Source organism: Methylorubrum extorquens (genome assembly GCF_024169925.1).
In the GTDB taxonomy this organism is placed as follows: Bacteria; Pseudomonadota; Alphaproteobacteria; order Rhizobiales; family Beijerinckiaceae; genus Methylobacterium; species Methylobacterium extorquens_A.
The window spans coordinates 4,572,509-4,592,136 of record NZ_JALJXF010000001.1; the positions used below are offsets into that span (position 1 = coordinate 4,572,509).

Annotated in this window: 19 protein-coding genes and 1 riboswitch; of the genes, 12 read left to right on the forward strand and 7 right to left on the reverse strand. The window is 70.9% G+C overall.

Going from position 1 to position 19,628, the window contains the following annotated elements; translation table 11 throughout:
* Positions 1-32: 32 nt before the first annotated feature.
* Together J2W78_RS21345 and J2W78_RS21350 are read right to left on the reverse strand one after the other, a co-directional pair.
* Complete coding sequence (locus J2W78_RS21345; RefSeq protein ID WP_253373596.1) at positions 33-2,114, reverse strand: methyl-accepting chemotaxis protein; 2,082 nt, start codon at positions 2,112-2,114, stop codon at positions 33-35.
* A gap of 266 nt (positions 2,115-2,380) precedes the next feature.
* Entirely contained in the window at positions 2,381-3,265 is an 885-nt protein-coding gene (locus J2W78_RS21350; protein WP_253373597.1) for an alpha/beta fold hydrolase, read from the reverse strand.
* 213 nt (positions 3,266-3,478) lie between these two features.
* On the opposite strand from J2W78_RS21350, the gene J2W78_RS21355 reads away from it, so the two are divergent.
* Positions 3,479-3,925, forward strand: coding sequence for a hypothetical protein (locus J2W78_RS21355; protein WP_253373598.1), 447 nt, complete (start codon positions 3,479-3,481; stop codon positions 3,923-3,925).
* 12 nt (positions 3,926-3,937) lie between these two features.
* On the opposite strand, the gene J2W78_RS21360 is transcribed toward J2W78_RS21355, so the two are convergent.
* Positions 3,938-4,171: a hypothetical protein gene (locus J2W78_RS21360; RefSeq protein WP_253373599.1), complete on the reverse strand. Its 234-nt coding sequence runs from the start codon at positions 4,169-4,171 to the stop codon at positions 3,938-3,940.
* Between the two features lie 179 nt (positions 4,172-4,350).
* Between J2W78_RS21360 and fae the strand changes: the two genes are divergently transcribed.
* Positions 4,351-4,890: a formaldehyde-activating enzyme gene (gene fae, locus J2W78_RS21365; protein WP_253374111.1), complete on the forward strand. Its 540-nt coding sequence runs from the start codon at positions 4,351-4,353 to the stop codon at positions 4,888-4,890.
* A gap of 356 nt (positions 4,891-5,246) precedes the next feature.
* Here fae and J2W78_RS21370 read toward each other — a convergent pair whose 3' ends face one another.
* The 4 genes from J2W78_RS21370 to cobU form a co-directional block, all read right to left on the reverse strand.
* The gene (locus tag J2W78_RS21370) at positions 5,247-5,639 is read right to left on the reverse strand and encodes a response regulator (RefSeq protein WP_253373600.1); all 393 of its coding nucleotides are present in this window, start codon (positions 5,637-5,639) and stop codon (positions 5,247-5,249) included.
* Positions 5,640-5,696: 57 nt separating this feature from the next.
* Positions 5,697-7,478 (reverse strand): PAS domain-containing sensor histidine kinase, encoded by a 1,782-nt coding sequence (locus J2W78_RS21375; RefSeq protein ID WP_253373601.1) that lies wholly within the window; start codon positions 7,476-7,478, stop codon positions 5,697-5,699.
* A 230-nt stretch (positions 7,479-7,708) separates the two neighbouring features.
* Positions 7,709-8,311, reverse strand: coding sequence for a cob(I)yrinic acid a,c-diamide adenosyltransferase (cobO, locus tag J2W78_RS21380; protein ID WP_253373602.1), 603 nt, complete (start codon positions 8,309-8,311; stop codon positions 7,709-7,711).
* A complete protein-coding gene (gene cobU, locus J2W78_RS21385) occupies positions 8,311-8,844 on the reverse strand; it encodes a bifunctional adenosylcobinamide kinase/adenosylcobinamide-phosphate guanylyltransferase (RefSeq protein WP_253373603.1) in 534 nt (177 codons plus the stop codon). The genes cobO and cobU overlap by 1 nt, the downstream gene beginning before the upstream one ends.
* Positions 8,845-8,910: 66 nt before the next feature.
* Positions 8,911-9,111, forward strand: a riboswitch (cobalamin riboswitch).
* 41 nt (positions 9,112-9,152) lie between these two features.
* On the opposite strand from cobU, the gene J2W78_RS21390 reads away from it, so the two are divergent.
* Genes J2W78_RS21390 through cobJ form a run of 10 tightly spaced genes read left to right on the forward strand, consistent with a single transcriptional unit; the run spans position 9,153 to position 19,452 of the window.
* Positions 9,153-9,332: a CbtB domain-containing protein gene (locus tag J2W78_RS21390; RefSeq protein ID WP_253373604.1), complete on the forward strand. Its 180-nt coding sequence runs from the start codon at positions 9,153-9,155 to the stop codon at positions 9,330-9,332.
* A 29-nt stretch (positions 9,333-9,361) separates the two neighbouring features.
* The gene (locus J2W78_RS21395; protein WP_253373605.1) at positions 9,362-10,135 is read left to right on the forward strand and encodes a CbtA family protein; all 774 of its coding nucleotides are present in this window, start codon (positions 9,362-9,364) and stop codon (positions 10,133-10,135) included.
* Positions 10,128-10,535 carry a DUF1636 family protein gene (locus J2W78_RS21400; protein ID WP_253373606.1) on the forward strand — a complete coding sequence of 136 codons (408 nt, stop codon included), beginning with the start codon at positions 10,128-10,130 and terminating at the stop codon, positions 10,533-10,535. The genes J2W78_RS21395 and J2W78_RS21400 overlap by 8 nt, the downstream gene beginning before the upstream one ends.
* Positions 10,532-11,566 carry a cobalamin biosynthesis protein CobW gene (cobW, locus tag J2W78_RS21405; RefSeq protein ID WP_253373607.1) on the forward strand — a complete coding sequence of 345 codons (1,035 nt, stop codon included), beginning with the start codon at positions 10,532-10,534 and terminating at the stop codon, positions 11,564-11,566. The genes J2W78_RS21400 and cobW overlap by 4 nt, the downstream gene beginning before the upstream one ends.
* Positions 11,563-12,459: a DUF4349 domain-containing protein gene (locus J2W78_RS21410; RefSeq protein WP_367399388.1), complete on the forward strand. Its 897-nt coding sequence runs from the start codon at positions 11,563-11,565 to the stop codon at positions 12,457-12,459. Before cobW ends, J2W78_RS21410 begins: the two co-directional genes overlap by 4 nt.
* Positions 12,460-12,472: 13 nt before the next feature.
* Positions 12,473-15,982, forward strand: a complete 3,510-nt coding sequence (gene cobN, locus J2W78_RS21415) for a cobaltochelatase subunit CobN (protein WP_253373609.1) — start codon at positions 12,473-12,475, stop codon at positions 15,980-15,982.
* Positions 15,979-17,241, forward strand: coding sequence for a precorrin-3B synthase (gene cobG, locus J2W78_RS21420; protein WP_253373610.1), 1,263 nt, complete (start codon positions 15,979-15,981; stop codon positions 17,239-17,241). Before cobN ends, cobG begins: the two co-directional genes overlap by 4 nt.
* A gap of 11 nt (positions 17,242-17,252) precedes the next feature.
* Positions 17,253-17,885 carry a precorrin-8X methylmutase gene (locus J2W78_RS21425; protein WP_253373611.1) on the forward strand — a complete coding sequence of 211 codons (633 nt, stop codon included), beginning with the start codon at positions 17,253-17,255 and terminating at the stop codon, positions 17,883-17,885.
* Positions 17,885-18,682 carry a precorrin-2 C(20)-methyltransferase gene (locus J2W78_RS21430; RefSeq protein WP_253373612.1) on the forward strand — a complete coding sequence of 266 codons (798 nt, stop codon included), beginning with the start codon at positions 17,885-17,887 and terminating at the stop codon, positions 18,680-18,682. The genes J2W78_RS21425 and J2W78_RS21430 overlap by 1 nt, the downstream gene beginning before the upstream one ends.
* Positions 18,679-19,452 carry a precorrin-3B C(17)-methyltransferase gene (cobJ, locus tag J2W78_RS21435; protein WP_253373613.1) on the forward strand — a complete coding sequence of 258 codons (774 nt, stop codon included), beginning with the start codon at positions 18,679-18,681 and terminating at the stop codon, positions 19,450-19,452. The genes J2W78_RS21430 and cobJ overlap by 4 nt, the downstream gene beginning before the upstream one ends.
* The last annotated feature ends 176 nt before the right edge of the window (positions 19,453-19,628 follow it).

The window sequence follows — 19,628 nt, forward strand, 5'->3', positions numbered from 1 at the left end:
TCGGACCCGGCCGCCGCGTCAGTCCCGCCCCGTCAGGCCCGGATCGAGCCGACGAAGTGCTGGACGGAGTTCTGGAGCTGGGCGGACTGCCCGTTCAGCGCGATGGCGTCCTGCAGCACCATGTCCGCTGCCCGCCCCGTGGCGCTGGAGGCGCCGATGACGGATTCGATCTCGCCGGTGGCCAAGCGCATGCCGTGCGAGGCGGCCGAGATGTTGTGGGCGATCTCCTGGGTCGCCGTCGATTGCTCGTCGATGGCGTGGGCGATCGCGTCCGCCATGCCGTTGGCGCGCCGGATCGCCTGCGTGATGTTGCCCATGGCCTGCACCGTCTGCTCCGTGGCCACGCGGACCGAACCGATATGCGCCGCGATCTCGTCGGTCGCCCGGGCCGACTGACCGGCCAGCGCCTTCACCTCGGCGGCGACGACGGCGAAGCCCTTGCCGGCCGCGCCGGCGCGTGCCGCCTCGATCGTGGCGTTGAGCGCCAGCAGGTTCGTCTGCTCCGCCACGCCGCGGATGAGGCCGAGCACCTCGCTGATCCGCGCGGCGGCGCCGCCGAGGTCGGCGACCTTGGCTTCCGTCTCGGAGGCTTGCTGAGCCGCTTCCGATGCGGCCGCGGACGACCCCCGCGCCTGCCCGCGGATCTGATCGATCGAAGCGGACAGCTCCTCCGCGGCCGCGGCCACGGCCTCGATGTTCTGCGAGGCCGAGCGGGAGAGCCGGGCGGCTTCCGCCGAACGCAGGTCGGCCTCCCGGGCGGTGCCGGCCAGGGTCGTGGCCTGGGCCTCGAACGAACCCGCCGCCGTCGCGACTTGGCCCACGATGCCGCCGACCGAGTTTCCGAACTGGTCCGCCGTCCGCTCCAGGCTCTGGCGCCGCTCCACCTCGGCGGATTGCCGCAGGCCCTCGCGCTCGCCCCGCAGCCGCTCCGCCTCGGCGCCGTGCGCCTTCAGGACGTCCACCGCGCGGGCGATCTCGCCGATCTCGTCGCGGCGCTCCGTGCCGGGCACCACGACGTCGCGCGCGCCTTCCACGAGCTGCGTGATGGTCCGCGCCAGCGAGGCCAGCGGCTGCACGACGCGGCGCGTGAAGAAGACCACGATGCCGAAGGTGCAGAGGATGACGAAGAGCAGGGTCGCACCCGCTACGGCGAGGCGCGGCAGCGCCGAGGCGATCGTCTCGTCGGCCGTGGCGAGCGCCGATGTCAGGGCGGCATCCCTGATGGTCAGGATCGACTGGAGTGCGTTGACGGTATAGGGGCGCCACTCCGGGAGGCCCATCGGCGGCTCGGTCCCATCCCGGGCGGCCGCGAACATCGCGGCCATCACCTTACCCGGATCTGCGATGAAGCTGCGCTCTGCCAGCCTGAGCGCCTCGACGATCGGGCCTTCCGTTTCGACCTGAAGCACGCTGCGCTGCAGCCGCTGCCAAGCCTGATCGATCCGGCCGTCCATCTCGTGAACCTGGACGACCAGGGCCGGCGGGAAGCGCTGCTTGCTCCCCGCGTACTGACTGAACCAGGCGGAGCGGCTGCCGCCGACGTCGCGCAACTCCATCGCGAGGCTGATCACCGGCACCGCGCGGGCGATGTCCGGGTTCTTGCGCATCACATCGATCTCGACCGTCCCGAGCGTCTTCGCATTCTGCGTGACGACTGCGATGATGGCTTTTTGGAAGCTCTTCGCCGCCTGCTCGTCGCGCTGCTTGAGCGGTTTGGCGATCTCACTGTCGGCCGCCGCGCGCGCGTCCTCGAGCTGGCGGATCGCCGGCTGCAGTGCGCGCTCGATCACGGTCCGCTTGTCGGACGGCATGGTCGCGACGGCACCCATGACCCGCCCGATGACGGCCTCGGTCGCCTTGCGGTTCGCTTCGGCCGAGGGCCGGATCGGCGCCTGGTCGGCGGTATCGAGGAGCAGGAGCTGGTTGTAGGAGCCGCGCTCGAGCGCGAGGCGCTCGTTGAAGCGGGCCATCTCGCCCAGAACCCCGACGAGATGACGTGCCTCGTCCGCCTGCGACCAGCGCTGCCATTCCTGCCAGGCGATGAAGGAACTCGAACCCGCCGTCACGAGGCTGAGCGTGGCGATGCAAGAGACGAAGAGACTCCGGACGCGCATCGGCCCCCCAGCTTTTTTTGGAATTGTCGCCACGTGGCGTTGGAACAACTAAGCAATGACATTTGTGAATGATCGGTTGACCGGGGACCTCTCCCGGTTTCGATCATTGTTGTCCTTCTCGCAGCAATCTTTGGAATACACCGCGCGTTTTGCTCGTGCAGCGGCGGCCCCGGAATTCCCGGCTCTGCTCGCGCCCGGTAGGCCGAGAACGCGGCGACGGGCATCGCTGACGGGCATCGCTTCTTCGAAACCTGGGCGCGTTGCGCTCAAGCCTCCAGCCGCGCGAAGAATCCCGCGATCGCTTCCGCGGCTGCCTCAGGCCGTTCCCGGTGCGGGAAATGTCCTGCGCCCTCGAACGGGGCGAGGTCGAGATCGGAGAAGGTCTCGCCGAGCCGGTCGGTCCAGGCGTAGGGGAAGAGCGGGTCCTGCGTGCCCCATCGGATACAGGTCGGCACATCGATCGGCGGCAGGGCCGGGGTCTCGCCCCGCAGCATGGCGAGCCGCCCCGCCTGCTGGCTCAGATACCAGTTGAAGCCGCCCTGAAGGTTGCCGGGCGCCAGGAAGTTGTCGGTGAAGGCGTCGAGCACCGCGTCGAAGGCAGCTGGATTCCCGCCGGCCCAGTGGCGCAGAAAATGGCCGATATAGGCGCGGCAGCTCTCGCGGCTGGCGCCGACCACATCCGCCGCGAACGGCTTGAGATGGAAGGACTGGTACCAGATCTCGGCCAGCATCTCCGGTCGGGCCAGCCGCGGGCCGATGCCGGGATAGGGGCAATCGAAGAAGAACAGCCCGGTGAGCCGGTCCGGATGCGACCGCCCGAGGGCCTGCCCGACATAGGCGCCGACATCGTGCCCGACGACTCCCGCACGTGCGAGCCCCAGAGCATCGAGAAGGCCGACGATGTCGGCGGCGTGGACCTCCGGTCCGGCCTTGTCCGAGGGGCCGGGATCGGGCTTCTCGCTGGCACCGAAGCCGCGCAGGTCCGGTGCGATCAGGCTGAAGCGGTCGGCGAGCCGGGCCATCACCGGCTCCCAGGTCAGCCAGAATTCCGGCCAGCCGTGCAGCAGCAGCAGGGGGCTACCGGTTCCCGCCCGGGCGATGTGCAACTGTACGCCGTTCGCCGTCACCGTGTCGTGCCGGATTTCCACCATGCCCTGCCGTCCCTCTTCCTGTCCCGCCGCCCGCTGTCGGCGGGCAACGCGGCGGCCCCGCCGGTCCGTTCCGCAGCGAGCCGTCACGAGCCCGTACCGAGTGGCCTCGTCGGAGCGATCCGGAACGCGGCCGGCTTGACCGGGCAAGCTGGACCGTTTCAATGCGTCCATTCCTGCCGGTCGCGGGAGAGATGGCACCGTATGAGGCGGCAGATGGCGACGACGGTTCGGTGGCTCGCGCTTCCGCTCGTGCTGGGCGGCAGCCTCGCCGTCTCGGGCTGCACCGGCTTCGGCTACATCTCGCAGACCTACGTCACCCAGGTGCCGCAGGTCGTCACGATCGGCTGCAACGAGCCCTACGAGGTCTACGACAATCGCCAGCGCCGCCGGGTTCTGGTGGTCTCGAACGCCCTGCGCGAGGTGACCGGCTGCGATGTGGGCCGGATCGGCGACGGGCGTCCCCCCGCCGAGTCTCGGGCCGCGCGTTTCCGCACGGCGGCGCGTACCTATCTCGACGAGACCGTGCGCGAGGATTGCAAGATCACTGGCGAGACGGTGTTCAGCGATCTGCAAACCGAGTTCGCCTACGCCTGCGACGCCCCGGTGGAGCCGCGCGGCACGGCGGTTCCGCGGTTGCCCGGACGGCGCAACCAGCGCTGATCGGGCGCGCGCTCAGGGTTCCTGAGGGCCGACGAAGGTCCGCTCGGTCGCGTCGCCCGCCGCGGCGAGCAGCGCCCGGGCGAAGGCCCGCGCCTCCGTCCGGTCAAGGCTGAGGATCGCGGTGACGGGGCGTCCGCCGAGATCGGGCAGGCCCAGTTCCAGGCGAACGACCTCGCCCTCCGCCCTGGCGGACAGGCTCCAGCCACGCTCGCTGCCTGACCCACTGCCCTTCCCGGGCTCGCTCATCGAATCGATCCTTCCGATCCTTGCCGAACCCCACATGGAGGCTTTCTCCGGCCCGGACCAGGGGCGCGGCTCGGAGAGGGCCCCGGCGAAGACGATTGACGCGGCGGGCCGGGGATGATGTCTGCGCGCCGAACGCCCGCCGGGCGCGACGCCGTACGACAATCCAAGGGATGACCGACATGTCCGAGATCTGGTTCCGCACCGGCGAGGCGACCGTGCTCGCGGCCGAAGGGCAGTTCACCGACGCGATGCCGGAGGTGCTGATCGGCTCCACCCGCGGCCCCGTGGGCCACGGCTTCGCGAGCATGCTGGGGCAGGTGCAGGGCCATACCCGCATGTTCGTGGTGCGCGACCTCAACCAGCTCGTGCGCCCCTCCACGATCATGACCACCAAGGTTACGATCCACACCGCCGAGTATGCCGAGCTTCTCGGCGGCGTGGTTCAGGCGGCCACGGGTGACGCGATCGTCGATTGCGTGATCGAGGGCATCCTGCCGAAGGACGGCCTCGACGAATTGTGCATGATCATCACGATCTGGCTCGACGAGCGCTGCGGCAAGGACGAGAATCTCGACCGCAAGGATCTCTACCGCACCAACTACGAGGCGACGAAGCTCGCCATCGCCCGCGCCATGAAGGGCGAGCCGACGATCGACGAGCTGATCGCCAACCGCAAGACGGTGAAGCACTACGCGCTGGAAGACATCGTCGAGTACTGAGTTTTTGCGGATGAGGGGCGCGGCTCAGGCCGCGTCCCGCTCGAAGCGATACGGTCTCGCCAGGGCGTCGATCGGCAGTTTCCACCGAGCGCCCCATCTCGCCGATGGCGAAGTGAAGGGTTTCCACGGGATCGCTCTCCGGCGTTCCCAAAGGGGCGCCCCAGAGCCGGTCGATTTCCTGCAAGGCCTCGGTCAGGTCGGCGTCCGTGCGGATCGGGCGGACGTCCATGGCAAGTTCCCGAGTTCGAACTCAATTCGCTTGACCATGAGAGGTCGCCGCTTTCGACCCACAGCAGTCCATCAAGATCTCAGCCGATCATGGACCACATCCCCCCGGGCAAACGACGGAGAGCGCCTCAGGAGGATTGTCGTGGGGATGTCATTAGCCCGGTCAGTGTGCGCAGTAACTCGTCCTTCGAGAAGGGCTTCGCCAGAGATGGCTGCTCCCAACGGTTGTTCGCATGAGACCGCTCCGTTTGCCCCGTGGCGAATAGGTACGGCACGGCGATACCCGTCAGCGTCTCGGCCACCGGGTACACCGTATCCCCGTCGCCGAGATTCACGTCCAGCACCGCCGCATCGAGGGTGACATCCTCGATCAGGTCCAGCGCCCGATCCACGCTCGGCACAGGTCCGATCACGGTCGCGCCGGCTTCCTCGAGCCAGCGCTTCAGGTGCATGGCGATCAGATACTCGTCCTCGACCACCAGAATGAAGCGGCCGGCAAGAGGCTGGGCAAGGTCGGGCATTGCAGGCTCTGGAAGCGCTCGATCCGCGATCCTCCATCCTCGTAAGGGTGTTGTCGCTTACACAGGGCAAGTGATCGGCATGTCGATCTGGCAGCGCACGCCATTCTCGCCCAGCGTATAACCGACGCTCGCCTGGAGCGCGTAGGGCAGGGCCTGCTGGATGAGCTCGGTGCCGTAGCCGCGACGCGTGGTCTGCCCCGGATCGACGCGGATACCGGTCTCGATCCAGCTTAAAACCAACCGAGGCCGTCCGCGCTGATCCCGTGTCACATCCCAAGTGACGGCGAGACGGCCGGTATCGTTTCTCAGTGCGCCGTATTTGACGGCGTTGGTGGCCATCTCGTGTAGGGCCAGCGCGAAGTTCTGCACCTGCCGCGCGGTCAGGAGCACCGGCGGCCCGCCGACCTCAATCCGGTCCGATGACTCGTCCACGTGTGCAGCGAGTTCCGCCCGCACCAGCGCACCGACCTCGACGGTATCGCTGCCGCTTCGGCTGAGCAGGCCCTGTGCCCGGCTGAGCGCCTGGAGCCGTTCCTCGAACGCTTCGACCGACCCGCCGCGCTTGACCGTCCTGTCGGCGATAGCGGCGACGACACCCAGCAGGTTGCGCGCCCTGTGCTGCAACTCGTTGACCAGAACCTCCAGGCGTGCCTGCAGCATGCACCGATCGTTGACGTCGATGTTGACTCCCGCCCATTTACGGATTGTGCCGTCGGGGCGCGTAATCGGCACGACGCGAACGTTCGACCACCGCCACGACGCGCTGGACGCGTGCCACAAGCGATACTCGGCATCGACCGCGCTCCCCGCGGCGACCGCCGCGCGCCACTTCTGTTCGGTCGCTGCCCGGTCATCGACATGGATCGCATCCAGCCAGCCGTAGCCTTGCCACTTGTCCAGCCGCTGGCCGGTGAAGGCGCGCCAGCCTGGGCTGTCGGCGACGATGGACCCGTCTGGGTGCGCCTCCCAGCTGAACTGGCCGAAGCCCTCGACGAGCCCGCGGAACCGTTCCTCGCTTTCGCGCAGAGCCGCCTCGGAACTCTTGCGCTCCGTGATGTCGCGCACCGTCCCCTTCATGCGCCGGAGGTGTCGTCCCGCGCCGGGATCGATCCGACCCTGCGCCCCAATCCACCGGAGTTTGCCGTCCGCGCGCCGGATTCGACACTCGAAGTTCCACTGCCCGCCCGCGGCGATGGCGTCTCGGAAGCAGGCGTCGACTGAGTCCCGATCCTCCGGCGTAATATGATTGAGGAACGTGTCGTAGGTCCACGTGGGCAGGAGTGCTTCGTACCCGAAGATGCGGTCGTGCTGCGGTGAGCGCCAAGCGTCCAGCGTGGCGAGGTCGATCTCCCACACGCCGACATCGCCCGCCTCCAATGCGCGCGCGAGCCGCTCCTCGCTCACCCGCAACGCCGCCTCGGTGCGCAACCGGCCGCCGATCTCGAAGCCGACCATGTGTGCCGCAATCACCGCGCCGGCTTCGTCCCGCATGGGCGTCAGGTAGGTGTCGAACACCTCGCTCCCGCCCAGGTCGAACGGTTGAGCCGGCACATGCACGCTCTCCCCTAGGAACACACGCTCGTAGAGGGGGGCGACGACCGGCCACGTGTCGGGGAACGCTTCGGACATGGGACGGCCGAGTGCGCCGGGGTGTCGGTCCCCGAACAGCCGCGCGGCCGCCTCGTTATAGACGAGGATGCGCTCGGGTCCGCAGGTGAGGCCCGATATGAGGGGGCTGGCGAGCACTTGCTCGACCATGAGCTTGAAACGCTCCGTCCACCGCCCGACCGGGCCGAGCGGCGTCGCGCTCCAGTCATGGTCACGGATGTAGGCGGACATCCCACATTCGCGGCCGATCCACGGCTCAGAAACTTGCGTCATGGATCCATGAGGCGGACGCCGTCGGCCAGGTCAATTGACCGATGTTGGTTTCGTGCGCTTCCGATGCAATGAATGCGACGTGTCCGCTCGCAGTCATGGCATCAACATCTGCTTTCCGCCCTGAGCAGCCCTTTGCCGCGTCAATCAGATTGGGTTTGGAATCCAGAATCGCGCGACGACGCGCGAACTCAAAACTCGATCCCCTCCTGCGCCTTCACGCCTGCGGAAAAATGGTGCTTCACGCTGCCCATCTCGGTGACGAGGTCGGCGGCCTCGATGAGCGCCGGCTTGGCGTTGCGGCCGGTCACGACGACGTGGAGGTCGGGGCGCCGGGCGGCCAGGTCCGCGAGCACCGCCTCAAGGTCGAGGTAGTCGTAGCGCAGGGCGATGTTCAACTCGTCGAGGACGAGCAGGCGGATGCTGGAATCCGCCATCAGCGTCTTGGCCGTGTCCCAGGCGTTGGCGCAGGCGGCGATGTCGCGGGCCTTGTCCTGCGTCTCCCAGGTGAAGCCCTCGCCCAGCGCGTGCCACGCGATTTGATCGCCGAAGTTTTTCAGCGCGCGGGCCTCGCCGGTGTCCCAGGCGCCCTTGATGAACTGCACCACGCCGACCCGGTGGCCGCGCCCGAGCATGCGCAGCACGAGGCCGAGCGCGGCGGTCGTCTTGCCCTTGCCGGGGCCGGTATGGACGATGAGCAGGCCCTTCTCGATCTTCTTCGAGGCGACCTCGGCGTCCTGCACCGCCTTGCGCTTGGCCATCTTTTCGCGGTGGCGGGTATCGTCTTCGGTCATCAAGGATTCTCGCGTGAGGGTTTGACCGTCAGCGGCAGGCCGGCGACGGTGAGCACGACCCGGTCGGCGTCGCGCGCCAACCGCTGGTGCAGCCGCCCGGCCGCATCGCGGAAGCGGCGGGCGAGCGCGTTGTCCGGCACGATGCCGAGGCCGACTTCGTTGGCCACGAGCACCAGCGGGCCCGGCGCCGCGGCGCAGGCCCGTGCCAGGGCGTCGGTGGCCGCTTCGAGATCGGCCTCGGCCAGCAGCAGGTTGGTGAGCCAGAGCGTCAGGCAATCGACCAGTACCGGCCCGGTCGCGGCGGCCACCGCCTCCGGCAGGGCCGTCGGCACGTCGAGGGTCTGCCAGGAGCCCGAGCGCCGCGCCCGGTGCTCATGGATGCGGACGCGCATCTCCTCGTCCCAGGCCTGCGCCGTGGCGATGTAGAGCCAAGGAGCCGGACAGGCCTCGATCAGCCGCTCGGCATAGGCGCTCTTGCCCGAGCGCGCGCCGCCGAGCACCAGGGTCATCCGGTCGGGTGCAGCCTCCGTCATGACCGCCGGTTTGCACCGGGGGCGTCCGTTCACGCAATGGCGCTTTGCAAGGCTGGCCGCTCCGCGTTACAAGCGGCCCGTGACGGTGCCCCGGCAACGGGGTGAAAAGGGAATGCGGTGAGAGGTTTCTCCAAGAACCTCGATTCCGCGGCTGCCCCCGCAACTGTAAGCGGCGAGTTCCTGCCACGAGCCACCGGGTGATCCGGGAAGGCGGCAGGCACGACACCAGCCGCGAGCCAGGAGACCTGCCGTCCCGCGAAGTTTTGTTCTCGAACGCCGCCGGTGGGGCGGCCGGAGCCCGTGACCCGATGACGACTGCGACCCTTCAGACCCAGGCCACCACCCGCTCCGCCGAGGGCGCCCGCGCGCTTCTCGTCGCCGCCTTCCTCGGCCTCGGTCTCGTCTTCGTGGCGGGCTTCGCTCCGGCGACCGTGCTGCACAACGCGGCGCACGATTTCCGCCACGCGCAGAACTTCCCCTGCCACTGATCCGCGTTCCAGCGGCTTCAAGCAGTTCCATGATCACCCGATTGCTGTCGGCGGCGCTCGTCGCCGGCTTCCTCGCGTCCGTCGTCGCGACGGGCCTTCAGCTCGCGCTGACCTCCCCGCTGATCCTTCAAGCGGAGACCTATGAGGGCGAGGGGGCGCATGCCGCCCTCACACCGACAACCGACGCCCCCTTCGCCGCCTTGATCGTACCGGCCCACGCGCCGTCCCAGCACAGTCACGGCGAGGGCGGGCACGACCACGGCAAGGCCGACGAGTGGCAGCCCGCACCGGGCCTGCAGCGCATGGCCTTCACCGGTCTCGCAACGCTGGTCGGCGGCGTCGGCTACGCGCTGCTTCTGGCGGCGGTGATGCTGGCGCTTCGCCGCGAGCCGACCCCGCAGGGCGGCCTCGTCGTCGGCATCGCCGGCTTCCTTGCGGTGGCGCTGGCACCCGCCATCGGCCTGCCGCCGGAACTGCCGGGCATGGGCGCCGCGCCGCTCGTGCTGCGCCAGGCGTGGTGGCTGATGACGGTGGTGGCGACCGGGCTCGGCCTCTACCTGATCGCCGTGCGGCGGGTGCCGCTGACGATCCTGGGCGGCCTCGTCCTCATCGTCGCGCCGCATCTCGCGGGCGCGCCGCAATCGATCGACACCGTGGGCTCGCAGGTGCCGCCGGCCACGGCCGCGCAGTTCGCCGCGCGCTCGCTCGCCATCGGCTTCGTGTTCTGGGCGGTGATCGGGCTGGCCTATGGCTGGGCCTGGGGCCTGTTCGGCCGCGAGGCGGGTGCCCGCGCGAATGCCTGATTCGGACACCGCCATCCTGTCGGTCTGCACCACCTGCCGCGCGGCGGGCGATGCCTCCGAGCCACGCGCCGGGGCCAAGTTGCTGGCCGCTTTGCATGCGGAGGCCGGGCGCGCGCCCGTGCCGGGCCTGACGATCGAGGGGGCCGAGTGCCTCTCGGTCTGCAAGCGGCCCTGCACCGTGGCGGTCGCCTCACCGAACCGCTGGACCTACGTCTACGGCGACTTCGACGCGCTCGAAGACCCCGATACCGCCGCCCGTACCATCCTGGCGGGTCTGCGCCGCTACCTCGAAACCCCCGACGGCGTCGTGCCCTGGCGCGAGCGGCCGGAGGCGTTTCGCAAGGGCGTCGTGGCCCGCATCCCGCCGCTCAAGGCGGCCCGAGGGGAGACCCCATCATGAGCCTCGTCGAAAAGATTCCCTGCACCATCGTCACCGGCTTCCTCGGGGCTGGCAAGACGACGCTCGTGCGCCACACCGTCGAGAACGCCCGCGGGCGCCGGCTCGCGATCATCGTCAACGAGTTCGGCGATCTCGGCTTCGACGGCTCGTTCCTCGCCGCCTGCGGCATCGAGGGCTGCAACGAGGATTCGGTGGTGGAGCTGCCCAACGGCTGCATCTGCTGCACGGTCGCCGACGACTTCGTGCCGGCGCTGACCAAGCTTCTCGACCGGCCCGAGCCGCCGGAGCATATCCTGATCGAGACCTCCGGCCTCGCCCTGCCCAAGCCCCTGGTTCAGGCGTTCCAGTGGCCGGCGATCCGCTCGCGGGTCACCGTGGACGGCGTGGTCGCGGTGGTGGACGGCCCGGCGGTCGCCGCGGGGATGTTCGCCGAGGACCCCGAGGCGCTTGCCAACCAGCGCGCGGCCGACCAATCGGTCGATCACGACAACCCGCTGGAGGAGGTGTTCGAGGACCAGATCCTCTGCGCCGACCTCGTGGTGCTCAACAAGGCCGACCTGCTCGACGAGGCCGGCCTCCGACAAGTCCGCGCCGAGATCGAGGCGCATCTGCCGCGCGCCGTCGAGATCGTCGCGACCGAGCACGGCCGGCTCGACCCGCGGGTCCTGCTCGGCATCGCAGCGGCGGCCGAGAACGACCTCGACGCCCGGCCCTCGCATCACGGCGAGGGCGAGGATCACGACCACGACGATTTCGAATCCGTCGCGATCCCGGTCGGCATCGCCGGCAGCCCGGAAGATCTCTCCGCCCGCGTGGAGAAGGCCGCCGAGACCGAGGGCGTGTTGCGGATCAAGGGCTTTGCCGAGGTGAAGGGCAAGCCGATGCGCCTCGTGGTGCAGGGCGTCGGCCGGCGCGTCGCCTCTCATTACGACCGCCCGTGGAAGGGTTCGGAGCCGCGCGACGGACGCCTCGTCGTCATCGGCCTCAAAGGCTTCGATCAGGCTGCGGTCGCCGCCGCCCTGCGCGGATGAGCCGGGGCGCGGCCGCAGGCCGACTGCCGCGCGGGCTTTGGCTCGCGGTCCCCGTCCTCGCCCTTCTCGCCGGCTGCTCCAACAGCCGGCGCGAGGCGGACGCGGAGATGCGGATGGCCCAGGCCCCTGCGCCCGCGCCCTTCGTCTCCGCCGCGCGTGAGGGAAGCGCGGCCAAGCTCGCCTATCGCCACGACCTCACCGTCGGCCTCGGGCCGGACCGGGTGGCCCCGCACTTCGCCGCCGCCCGCGACCGCTGCCTCGACGAGACCGCGACCTGCACGCTGCTGAATTCCTCGATCCGGGACGGCAACGGCGCGAGCCCGCCGCAGGCGCAGATCGAGGTGCGGCTGCCGCACGCCGCGGTCGCCGCCTACGTCGCCTTCGTCACCGGTCCGCTGCCGGGCGAGGCGGCGGGCGACGTCGTGCTGATCGAGCAGGCGACCCGCGCCGAGGATCTGACGGCCTCGATTGCCGATACCGGCCGGCGGCTGACCCAGCTCAACGACTACCGCACCCGCCTGACCGCGCTCGCCGAGAAGCCGGACAACCGGGCCGAGGATCTGATCAAGATCGCCGGCGAGCTGGCGCAGGTCCAGAGCCAGATCGAGGAGTCGGAAGGGACGCGCCGCGGGCTCGACGAGCGCGTGGACACCGAGATCGTCACGGTGGACTTCCGCACCAGCCGGGCGCGGGCCGGCGCCTTCGCTCCGGTGCAGGAGGTCTGGGCCCGCAGCGGCCCGATCCTCGGCGAGAGCGCGGCCTCTGCCCTCCGCTTCACCGTCGCCAGCCTGCCCTGGCTGCCGGTTGTCCTTTTTGCCGCCTTGCTCCTCCGGCTGGTCTGGCGCATCCGGCGCAAGCGGGCCCATCCGGCTCGCGTCCCGTTGGAGCCGTGAGGGCGCTCGCGCCATGCACCTGATCCGCCTCGATACGGTCTCCCTCGACGAGGGCGAGGCGGCGGTCGATCTCGGCCAGAGCCCCGGCGAGATCGTCTTTTTGTCATTTACCGATACGGACCTCGCGGCCGTCGCCCGTGCACACGCAGCCGAGCCCGGCCTGCCGTCGCTGCGGCTCGCCAAGATGGCGCAACTGCGCCACCCGATGTCGGTCGATCTCTACGTCGATGCGGTGATCGCCCGCGCGAAGGTCTGCGTCATCCGGTGCCTCGGCGGGCTCGATTATTGGCGCTACGGCATCGAGCGCGTTGCGGCGGCGGCACGGGCGCAGGGTGTGGGGCTCGCGGTTTTGCCCGGCGACGACCGGCCGGACCCGCGCCTCGACGCCTTCTCGACCCTGCCGCCGGAGACCTGCATCCGTCTCGACGCCTACTTTCGTGCGGGCGGCCCGGAGAACCTGAAGAACCTGCTGCGCACCCTCGCGGCGGAGGCCGGCGCCGCCTTCGAGGCCGCACCGCCGCAGGCGCTGCCGCGCGGCTTCGCGTGGTGCCCCGGCTGCGGGCCGCTCTCCCTCGAGACGGCGATGCAAGCCGCCGGGCCGGGGCCCCTGGCGCTGCTGCTGGTCTATCGCTCGGCGATCCTCTCCGGCGAGACGGCGCCGGCCGTGGGGCTCGCCGCCGCGCTGACCGAGCGCGGCATCGGCAGCGTCACGCTCGCCGTGTCGAGCCTGAAGGACCCGGAGGCCGTCGCCGTCCTTCGCGCGGCCCTGGCCCTGCGCCGGCCCGACATCGTGCTCGCGGCCACCGCCTTCTCGGCCCGCGACGATGCCGGCTTCGTGCTCGACGCCGCCGATTGCCCCGTGCTCCAGGCCTACACGATCGGCGCCCCGCGCACGGCCTGGGCCGCCTCCGGCCGCGGCATGAACGCCTCCGACCTCGCCATGCAGGTGGCTTTGCCGGAATTCGACGGACGGCTCTCGGGCTTCCCGGTCTCGTTCAAGGAGGAAGCGGAGGCGGTCGAGGGCTTTTCGGAGCGCCGTGCGGTGCCCGATCCCGCCGGCATCGCCGCGCTTGCCGAGCGCGCCGCTGCCTGGATCCGCCTGCGTCGCACGCCGCGCGACCAGCGTCGGCTGGCGATGGTGCTGTCCGATTATCCCGCCCGCGGGGGGCGGGCCGGCTACGCGGTCGGCCTCGACACGCCGGACAGCGCCCGCGCCATCGCCGCCGACCTCGCCGCAGCGGGCTTTGCCGCGGGCGAATTGCCGGGGGCGGGCGCGCTGATGGACGCGCTCACCGCCGATGAGCCGGGTTTCGCCGTACCGCTCGCCGATTACGCAGCGTGGTTCGAAGGCTTGCCGGATGAGCGCCGGGCGGAACTCACCGAGCGCTGGGGCGCGCCGGAGGACGATCCGGTCTGCCCCGACGGGGCCTTCCGGTTCCGGATGGTGCGTGCTGCCGCAACCGGCACCCCCTCTCCCCGCACGCGGGGAGAGGGTCGCGACGACCTCGTCGTCGGCGCGACGAGCGGTAGCGGGGGTGAGGGGGCGATTACAGTAGAGCCTCCTTCTGAGCCGCCCCCTCATCCTCGGCTGCCGCCTCGCTTCGGCGACGACGGGGTTGCCGAAGCCCTCTCCCCGCGTGCGGGGAGAGGGGATGCGCGTGAAGCCGAGCGCGGAGAACTGACTCTCTTCCTCCAGCCCGATCGCGGCCGGAGCACCGACCGCAAGGCTGGCTATCACGACCCCGACGAGCCACCGACCCACGCCTACCTCGCTTTCTATCTCGGCCTGCGCAAAAACTTCGACGCGTTGATCCATCTCGGCACCCACGGCACCACCGAGTGGCTGCCCGGCAAGGCGGTGGCGCTCTCAGGCACATGCTGGCCGGCGCTCGCCGTCGGGGCGTTGCCGGTGGTCTATCCCTTCATCGTCGATGATCCCGGCGAGGCCGCGCCGCTGAAGCGCCGGCTCGGCGGCATCGCCCTCGGGCACCTCACCCCGACGATCGACGCCGCCGGGCTCACCCCCGAGGCTGCGGCGCTGCGCGAACTCGTCGAAGAGTATTCCGCCGCGAGCGTGCTCGATCCGCGCCGGGCCGGGCTGATCGCCACGGCGATCCTCGACGAGGCGGCCTCCGCCGGCCTGCTCGAAGGGGCCGGCGTCGATGGCGACACGCCGATGGCGGATGCACTCACCGCGCTCGATGCGCATCTGTGCGACCTCGGGGAGACCCCGTTCCGCGATGGCCTGCACGTGTTCGGCCGCGCCCCCGCCGACGCCTCCGAGCCGGTTCGCGCCAGTGCCGAGGCGGAGCGTGCCGCGCTGGTCACGGCGCTGGACGGCCGCTTCGTCGCGCCGGGCCCCGCCGGCTCGCCCTCGCGCGGGCGCCTCGACGTGATGCCGACCGGCCGCAACCTGACGACGCTCGACCCGCGCGCCCTGCCGACCCGCGCCGCGACGATGCTCGGTGCTAAGGCGGCCGACGCCGTGGTGCGGCGCTACCTTCAGGACGAGGGCGAGTACCCGGCCCGCATCGTCATGGATCTCTGGGCCTCGCCGACGCTCCGCACCGGCGGCGAGGACGTGGCGCATGCCCTCGCCCTGATGGGCGTGCGCCCGGTCTGGGACCATGCCTCTACCCGCGTCACCGGCTTCGAGGTGCTGCCGCTGGCCCTTCTCGACCGGCCGCGCATCGACGTGACCTGCCGCGTCTCCGGCGCGTTCCGCGATACCTTTCCCGAGACCCTGGCGCTGCTCGACCGCGCCGCCCGCGCCGTCGCCGCCCGCGAGGAGGAGGACGAGGAGAACCCGCTCGCCGCCGCCCGCCGCCGGGGCGAGTCCGCCGCCCGCATCTACGGCGCGGCCCCCGGCCGCTACGGGGCGGGCACGGCCGAGACCGCCCTCGACGGTGCCTGGGAGGGGCGGAGCGACCTCGGCACCGCCTATCTCGCCGCCACCACCCACGCCTACGGTGATGCGGAGGCGCCGGACGCGGATTTCGCCGTCCGCGTCGCGGCGGCGGACGCGTATGTCCACGCCTTCGATGTCGCCGAGCGCGACCTGCTCGACGGCGACGCGGCGGCGGACGCCATGGGTGGGTTCTTTGCCGCCGCGTCCGGCGAGGGGCGGGCGCCCGCGCTCTACAGCCTCGATGTCTCGAATCCGGAGGCGCCGCGCACCCGCACCGCCCGCGAGGACATCGCCCGGCTGATCCGCGGCCGGCTCGGCCACCCGCGCTGGATCGCGGCGCAGCTCCGCCACGGCTACCGCGGCGCGCAGGAATTCGCGCAAGGGATCGAGGCGGTGTTCGTGCTCGCCGCCGCGACCGATGCGGTGTCGAGCGCCGACCTCGACCAGCTCTACGGCGCCTGGATCGCCGATCCGGAGACGTTCGACGCCCTGAAGGCGGCCAACCCGGAGGCGGTTCGCGCCATCCTCGAGCGCTTCGACGACTTGCGCGCCCGCGGCCTGTGGCAGAGCCGGCGCAACGCGGCGCCTGCCGACGAAATGATGGCCGCCGAATGAGCGCGCGCCGCATGCTGCCGGAGGGCGCCCGCCGCGGCTGGTGCCCCTCGCTCGCCCGGCCGATGCCGACCGGCGACGGATTGCTCGCCCGCATCCACCCGCCGCTCGGGCGCCTGACGCCGACGCAGTTGCGCGCGGTTGCGGAGGGCGCGCGCGCCCACGGTAACGGCCATATCGACGTGACGGCCCGCGGCAACCTCCAGATCCGCGGCGTCAGCGAGGCGAGCGCGCCAGGGCTCGCCTGCGCCCTGGCGCAAGCCGGCCTCGGCGATACCCGTGACGATGGCGGCCCGCAGCGCCTGACGCTGACGGCGCCGCTCGCCGGCCTCGATCCCACGGAACGGATCGACGTGTCGGCGCTCGCCCGCGCGGTGGAGGCGGCGGGGCTCGCGGTGCCAGGTCTGCCTCCTAAGACGCTGGTGGCGATCGACGGCGGCGGCGCCCACGGCCTCGGTACGGTCGAGGCGGACTTCTTTCTGTTTGCCGAAGGGCCGGGGCAAGTGGCCTTCGGCCTTGCGACTGAAGACGGCCCCTTGCGCTGCGGCGTGCTGCCCGAGCGCCGGGCGGCGGGCGCCATCGGCCTTGCGCTCGCCGCCTTCGCCGAGATCGGTGGACGCCGGATACGCGACCTCGACACCCACGAGCGGGCCGTGATCGCCGCGGCAGCCGGTTTCTTCCCGTTCGAACTGACGCCGCTCGCACCCGCTCCTGCGCCCGCCGCGCCGGGGCTCGCCGCCTTGAGCGCGGACAGAGCAGCACTTCTCGTCCAGGCGCCGTTCGGGCGCTGCACCGCCGACCGGCTGGAGCGGGTCGCCGTGCTTGCGGGAGCGGAGGACGTGCGGCTGAGCGCCGAGCGCGGCCTCGCCCTCGTCACGCTTCGCCCCGCCGCTCTCCAAGCCGAGTTGGCGCGAGCCGGCTTCATCGTGACACCGGACGATCCGCGCCGCAGGGTCGCCGCCTGCCCCGGCGCTCCGGCCTGCCGCTCCGGCACGACGCCGGTGCCCGACCACGCCGCCCGGCTGGCGCAGGCGCTGGCACCGCTGGCCGGGCTCACCGCTCATGTCTCGGGCTGCGCCAAGGGCTGCGCCCATCCCGGCCCCGCCGACCTCACCCTGGTGGGCCGCGACGGCGCCTACGACGTGGTGCTCGCCGGGCCCCCCTCTGCCGAGCCGGCAACGCGTCTCGCTTTCGAGGCGGCGCTGGACCGGATAAGGAAGGCCGCAGACGCCGGGCTTCCGGCGCTGGACCCCGTGTTTTAGGACGACGTGAGATGAGTGCCCGCCACGACTACATCCGCGACGGCGGCGCGATCTACGCGCGCTCCTTCGCGATGATCCGCGCCGAATCCGATCTCGTCCGCTGGTCCGGCGCGGCCGAGCGCGTGGTGGTGCGGATGATCCATGCCTGCGGCATGACCGACCTGCCGCGCGACGTGGAGATGTCGGACGATTTCGCCGCGGCCGGCGAGGCGGCTTTGAAGGCCGGCGCGCCGATCCTGTGCGACGTGCGCATGGTCGCCGACGGCGTGACCCGCACCCGGCTGCCGGCGAAGAACGAGGTGGTCTGCACGCTCGGCGATCCGCGCGTGCCGGGGCTGGCGGCGGAGATGGCCACCACCCGCTCGGCCGCGGCGATGGAGCTGTGGCGGGAAAAGCTGCCCGGCAGCATCGTTGCCGTCGGCAACGCGCCAACCGCCCTGTTCCGCCTGCTCGAACTCTTGGACGAGGGTGTCGCACCCCCGGCGGCGGTGATCGGCATCCCCGTCGGCTTCGTCGGCGCGGCGGAATCCAAGGAGGCGCTGGCGCGCGACGGGCGCGTGCCCTTCGTCGTGGTCCACGGCCGCCGCGGCGGCAGCGCAATGACAGCGGCCGCCGTCAACGCCCTCGCGAATGAGATCGAGTGATGGAGGGGAGCGTGCGCATCGACGCGCCGGGCGAGACCACGGAGGGCGCGGGCGAGACCCCCGCCGCGGCCAGAACCGGTACGCTCTACGGCGTCGGCATGGGGCCGGGCGATCCCGATTTCCTCACCGTGAAGGCGATGCGGGTGTTGGAGCACGCCCCCGTGCTCGTTCACTTCTGCAAGCGGGGCAAGCGCGGCAACGCCCGCACCATCGCCGACGCGGTGATGCGTGATCCGACCCGCGAGTTTCCGCTGGCCTATCCCTACACCACCGAGCTTCACCCCGATCACCCGGAATACGTCTCGGCCCTGGCCGGCTTCTACGACGAAGCGGCGGGACGGCTCGCCGACCATCTCGGCGCGGGCCGTGATGTGGCGATCCTGTCGGAGGGCGATCCCTTCTTCTACGGCTCGTTCATGCATCTGTGGCGGCGGCTGAAGGACCGCTTCCCCGTCGAGGTGATCCCCGGCGTCACCGGCATGTCCGGCTGCTGGACGCGGGCCGGCACCCCGATCACCTGGGGCGACGACGTGCTCACCATCCTGCCGGCGACGCTGCCGCGCGAGGCCCTGGTGGAGCGGCTGAGGGGTACGGATGCCGCCGTCATCATGAAGCTCGGCCGCCACCTGCCGAAGGTGCGCGGCGTGCTGGCCGAGACCGGCTTTCTCGCCCGCGCGGTCTATGTCGAGCGCGGCACCATGGCCGGCGAGCGGGTGGTGCCGCTGGCCGAGAAGGCGGACGACGTCGCGCCCTACTTCTCGATGGTGCTGGTGCCCGGCGAGGGCCGCCGCCCGTGAGCGCGCCGGTAAAGGGTGAGGGGAGCGTCACGATCATCGGCCTCGGGCCGGGCGATCCGCGGCTGCTCACCGAATCGGCCCGCGACGCCCTCGACCGGGCGCAGGACCTGATCGGCTACATCCCCTACGTCGCCCGCGTGCCGGAGCGCGAGGGTCTGATCCGTCACGCCAGCGACAACCGGGTCGAGGTGGACCGCGCCCGGCATGCTCTGGAACTCGCCGTGGCCGGCCGGCATGTCGCGGTGGTCTCGGGCGGCGATCCCGGCGTGTTCGCCATGGCAGCCGCCGTGTTCGAGGCGGTCGAGCACGGACCGGCGCATTGGCGCGATCTCGATATTCAGGTCGAGCCCGGCATCACCGCGATGCTCGCCGCCGCCGCCCGCCTCGGCGCACCGCTCGGCGGCGATTTCTGCGCGATTTCGCTGTCGGACAACCTCAAGCCCTGGGAGGTCGTGACCGCCCGGCTGGAGGCGGTGTTGCGGGCAGGGCTCAGCGTCGCCCTCTACAATCCGATCTCGTTGGCGCGGCCATGGCAGCTCGGCCGGGCGCTGGCGCTCGCCGCCGAAATCCTGCCTGCCACGACGCCGGTCATCTTCGCCCGCGCCGTGACCCGGCCCGACGAAGCGCTGCGGGTGCTGACGCTGGACGAGGCCTGCACCGCGCCGGCCGACATGGCGACCATGGTCATCATCGGCGCAGCCACGACGCGGCTGATCGAGCGGGACGGGCGCCTGCCCTTCGTCTACACGCCGCGGAGCGTCACGCTCTGACGCGGACACCTCCGCAGCGTGTTCCTTCAATCGAGGGATGCGAGGCTCCGAAGATTCGAGCCTTCGATGCCAGCGCGGCCCAGGCTCTAGAACACGTTGAAGAACCACAGCAGAAGAATGATCGGTAGCGGGATGCCGATCAGCCAGAGAAGTCCACCTTTAAGCATGGTGCTGTC

What these genes read in the sequence shown, in the direction of transcription:
- cobG (WP_253373610.1), top strand. Translation starts at nt 15,979, where the DNA reads ATGAGCGCGCGCCGCATGCTGCCGGAGGGCGCCCGCCGCGGCTGGTGC.
- J2W78_RS21425 (WP_253373611.1), top strand. Translation starts at nt 17,253, where the DNA reads ATGAGTGCCCGCCACGACTACATCCGCGACGGCGGCGCGATCTACGCG.
- cobO (WP_253373602.1), bottom strand. Translation starts at nt 8,311, where the DNA reads ATGACCGAAGACGATACCCGCCACCGCGAAAAGATGGCCAAGCGCAAG.
- J2W78_RS21350 (WP_253373597.1), bottom strand. Translation starts at nt 3,265, where the DNA reads ATGGTGGAAATCCGGCACGACACGGTGACGGCGAACGGCGTACAGTTG.
- J2W78_RS21395 (WP_253373605.1), top strand. Translation starts at nt 9,362, where the DNA reads ATGATCACCCGATTGCTGTCGGCGGCGCTCGTCGCCGGCTTCCTCGCG.
- cobN (WP_253373609.1), top strand. Translation starts at nt 12,473, where the DNA reads ATGCACCTGATCCGCCTCGATACGGTCTCCCTCGACGAGGGCGAGGCG.
- cobW (WP_253373607.1), top strand. Translation starts at nt 10,532, where the DNA reads ATGAGCCTCGTCGAAAAGATTCCCTGCACCATCGTCACCGGCTTCCTC.
- J2W78_RS21345 (WP_253373596.1), bottom strand. Translation starts at nt 2,114, where the DNA reads ATGCGCGTCCGGAGTCTCTTCGTCTCTTGCATCGCCACGCTCAGCCTC.
- J2W78_RS21400 (WP_253373606.1), top strand. Translation starts at nt 10,128, where the DNA reads ATGCCTGATTCGGACACCGCCATCCTGTCGGTCTGCACCACCTGCCGC.
- J2W78_RS21360 (WP_253373599.1), bottom strand. Translation starts at nt 4,171, where the DNA reads ATGAGCGAGCCCGGGAAGGGCAGTGGGTCAGGCAGCGAGCGTGGCTGG.
- J2W78_RS21375 (WP_253373601.1), bottom strand. Translation starts at nt 7,478, where the DNA reads ATGTCCGCCTACATCCGTGACCATGACTGGAGCGCGACGCCGCTCGGC.
- J2W78_RS21355 (WP_253373598.1), top strand. Translation starts at nt 3,479, where the DNA reads ATGGCGACGACGGTTCGGTGGCTCGCGCTTCCGCTCGTGCTGGGCGGC.
- J2W78_RS21410 (WP_367399388.1), top strand. Translation starts at nt 11,563, where the DNA reads ATGAGCCGGGGCGCGGCCGCAGGCCGACTGCCGCGCGGGCTTTGGCTC.
- J2W78_RS21390 (WP_253373604.1), top strand. Translation starts at nt 9,153, where the DNA reads ATGACGACTGCGACCCTTCAGACCCAGGCCACCACCCGCTCCGCCGAG.
- cobU (WP_253373603.1), bottom strand. Translation starts at nt 8,844, where the DNA reads ATGACGGAGGCTGCACCCGACCGGATGACCCTGGTGCTCGGCGGCGCG.
- fae (WP_253374111.1), top strand. Translation starts at nt 4,351, where the DNA reads ATGTCCGAGATCTGGTTCCGCACCGGCGAGGCGACCGTGCTCGCGGCC.
- J2W78_RS21430 (WP_253373612.1), top strand. Translation starts at nt 17,885, where the DNA reads ATGGAGGGGAGCGTGCGCATCGACGCGCCGGGCGAGACCACGGAGGGC.
- J2W78_RS21370 (WP_253373600.1), bottom strand. Translation starts at nt 5,639, where the DNA reads ATGCCCGACCTTGCCCAGCCTCTTGCCGGCCGCTTCATTCTGGTGGTC.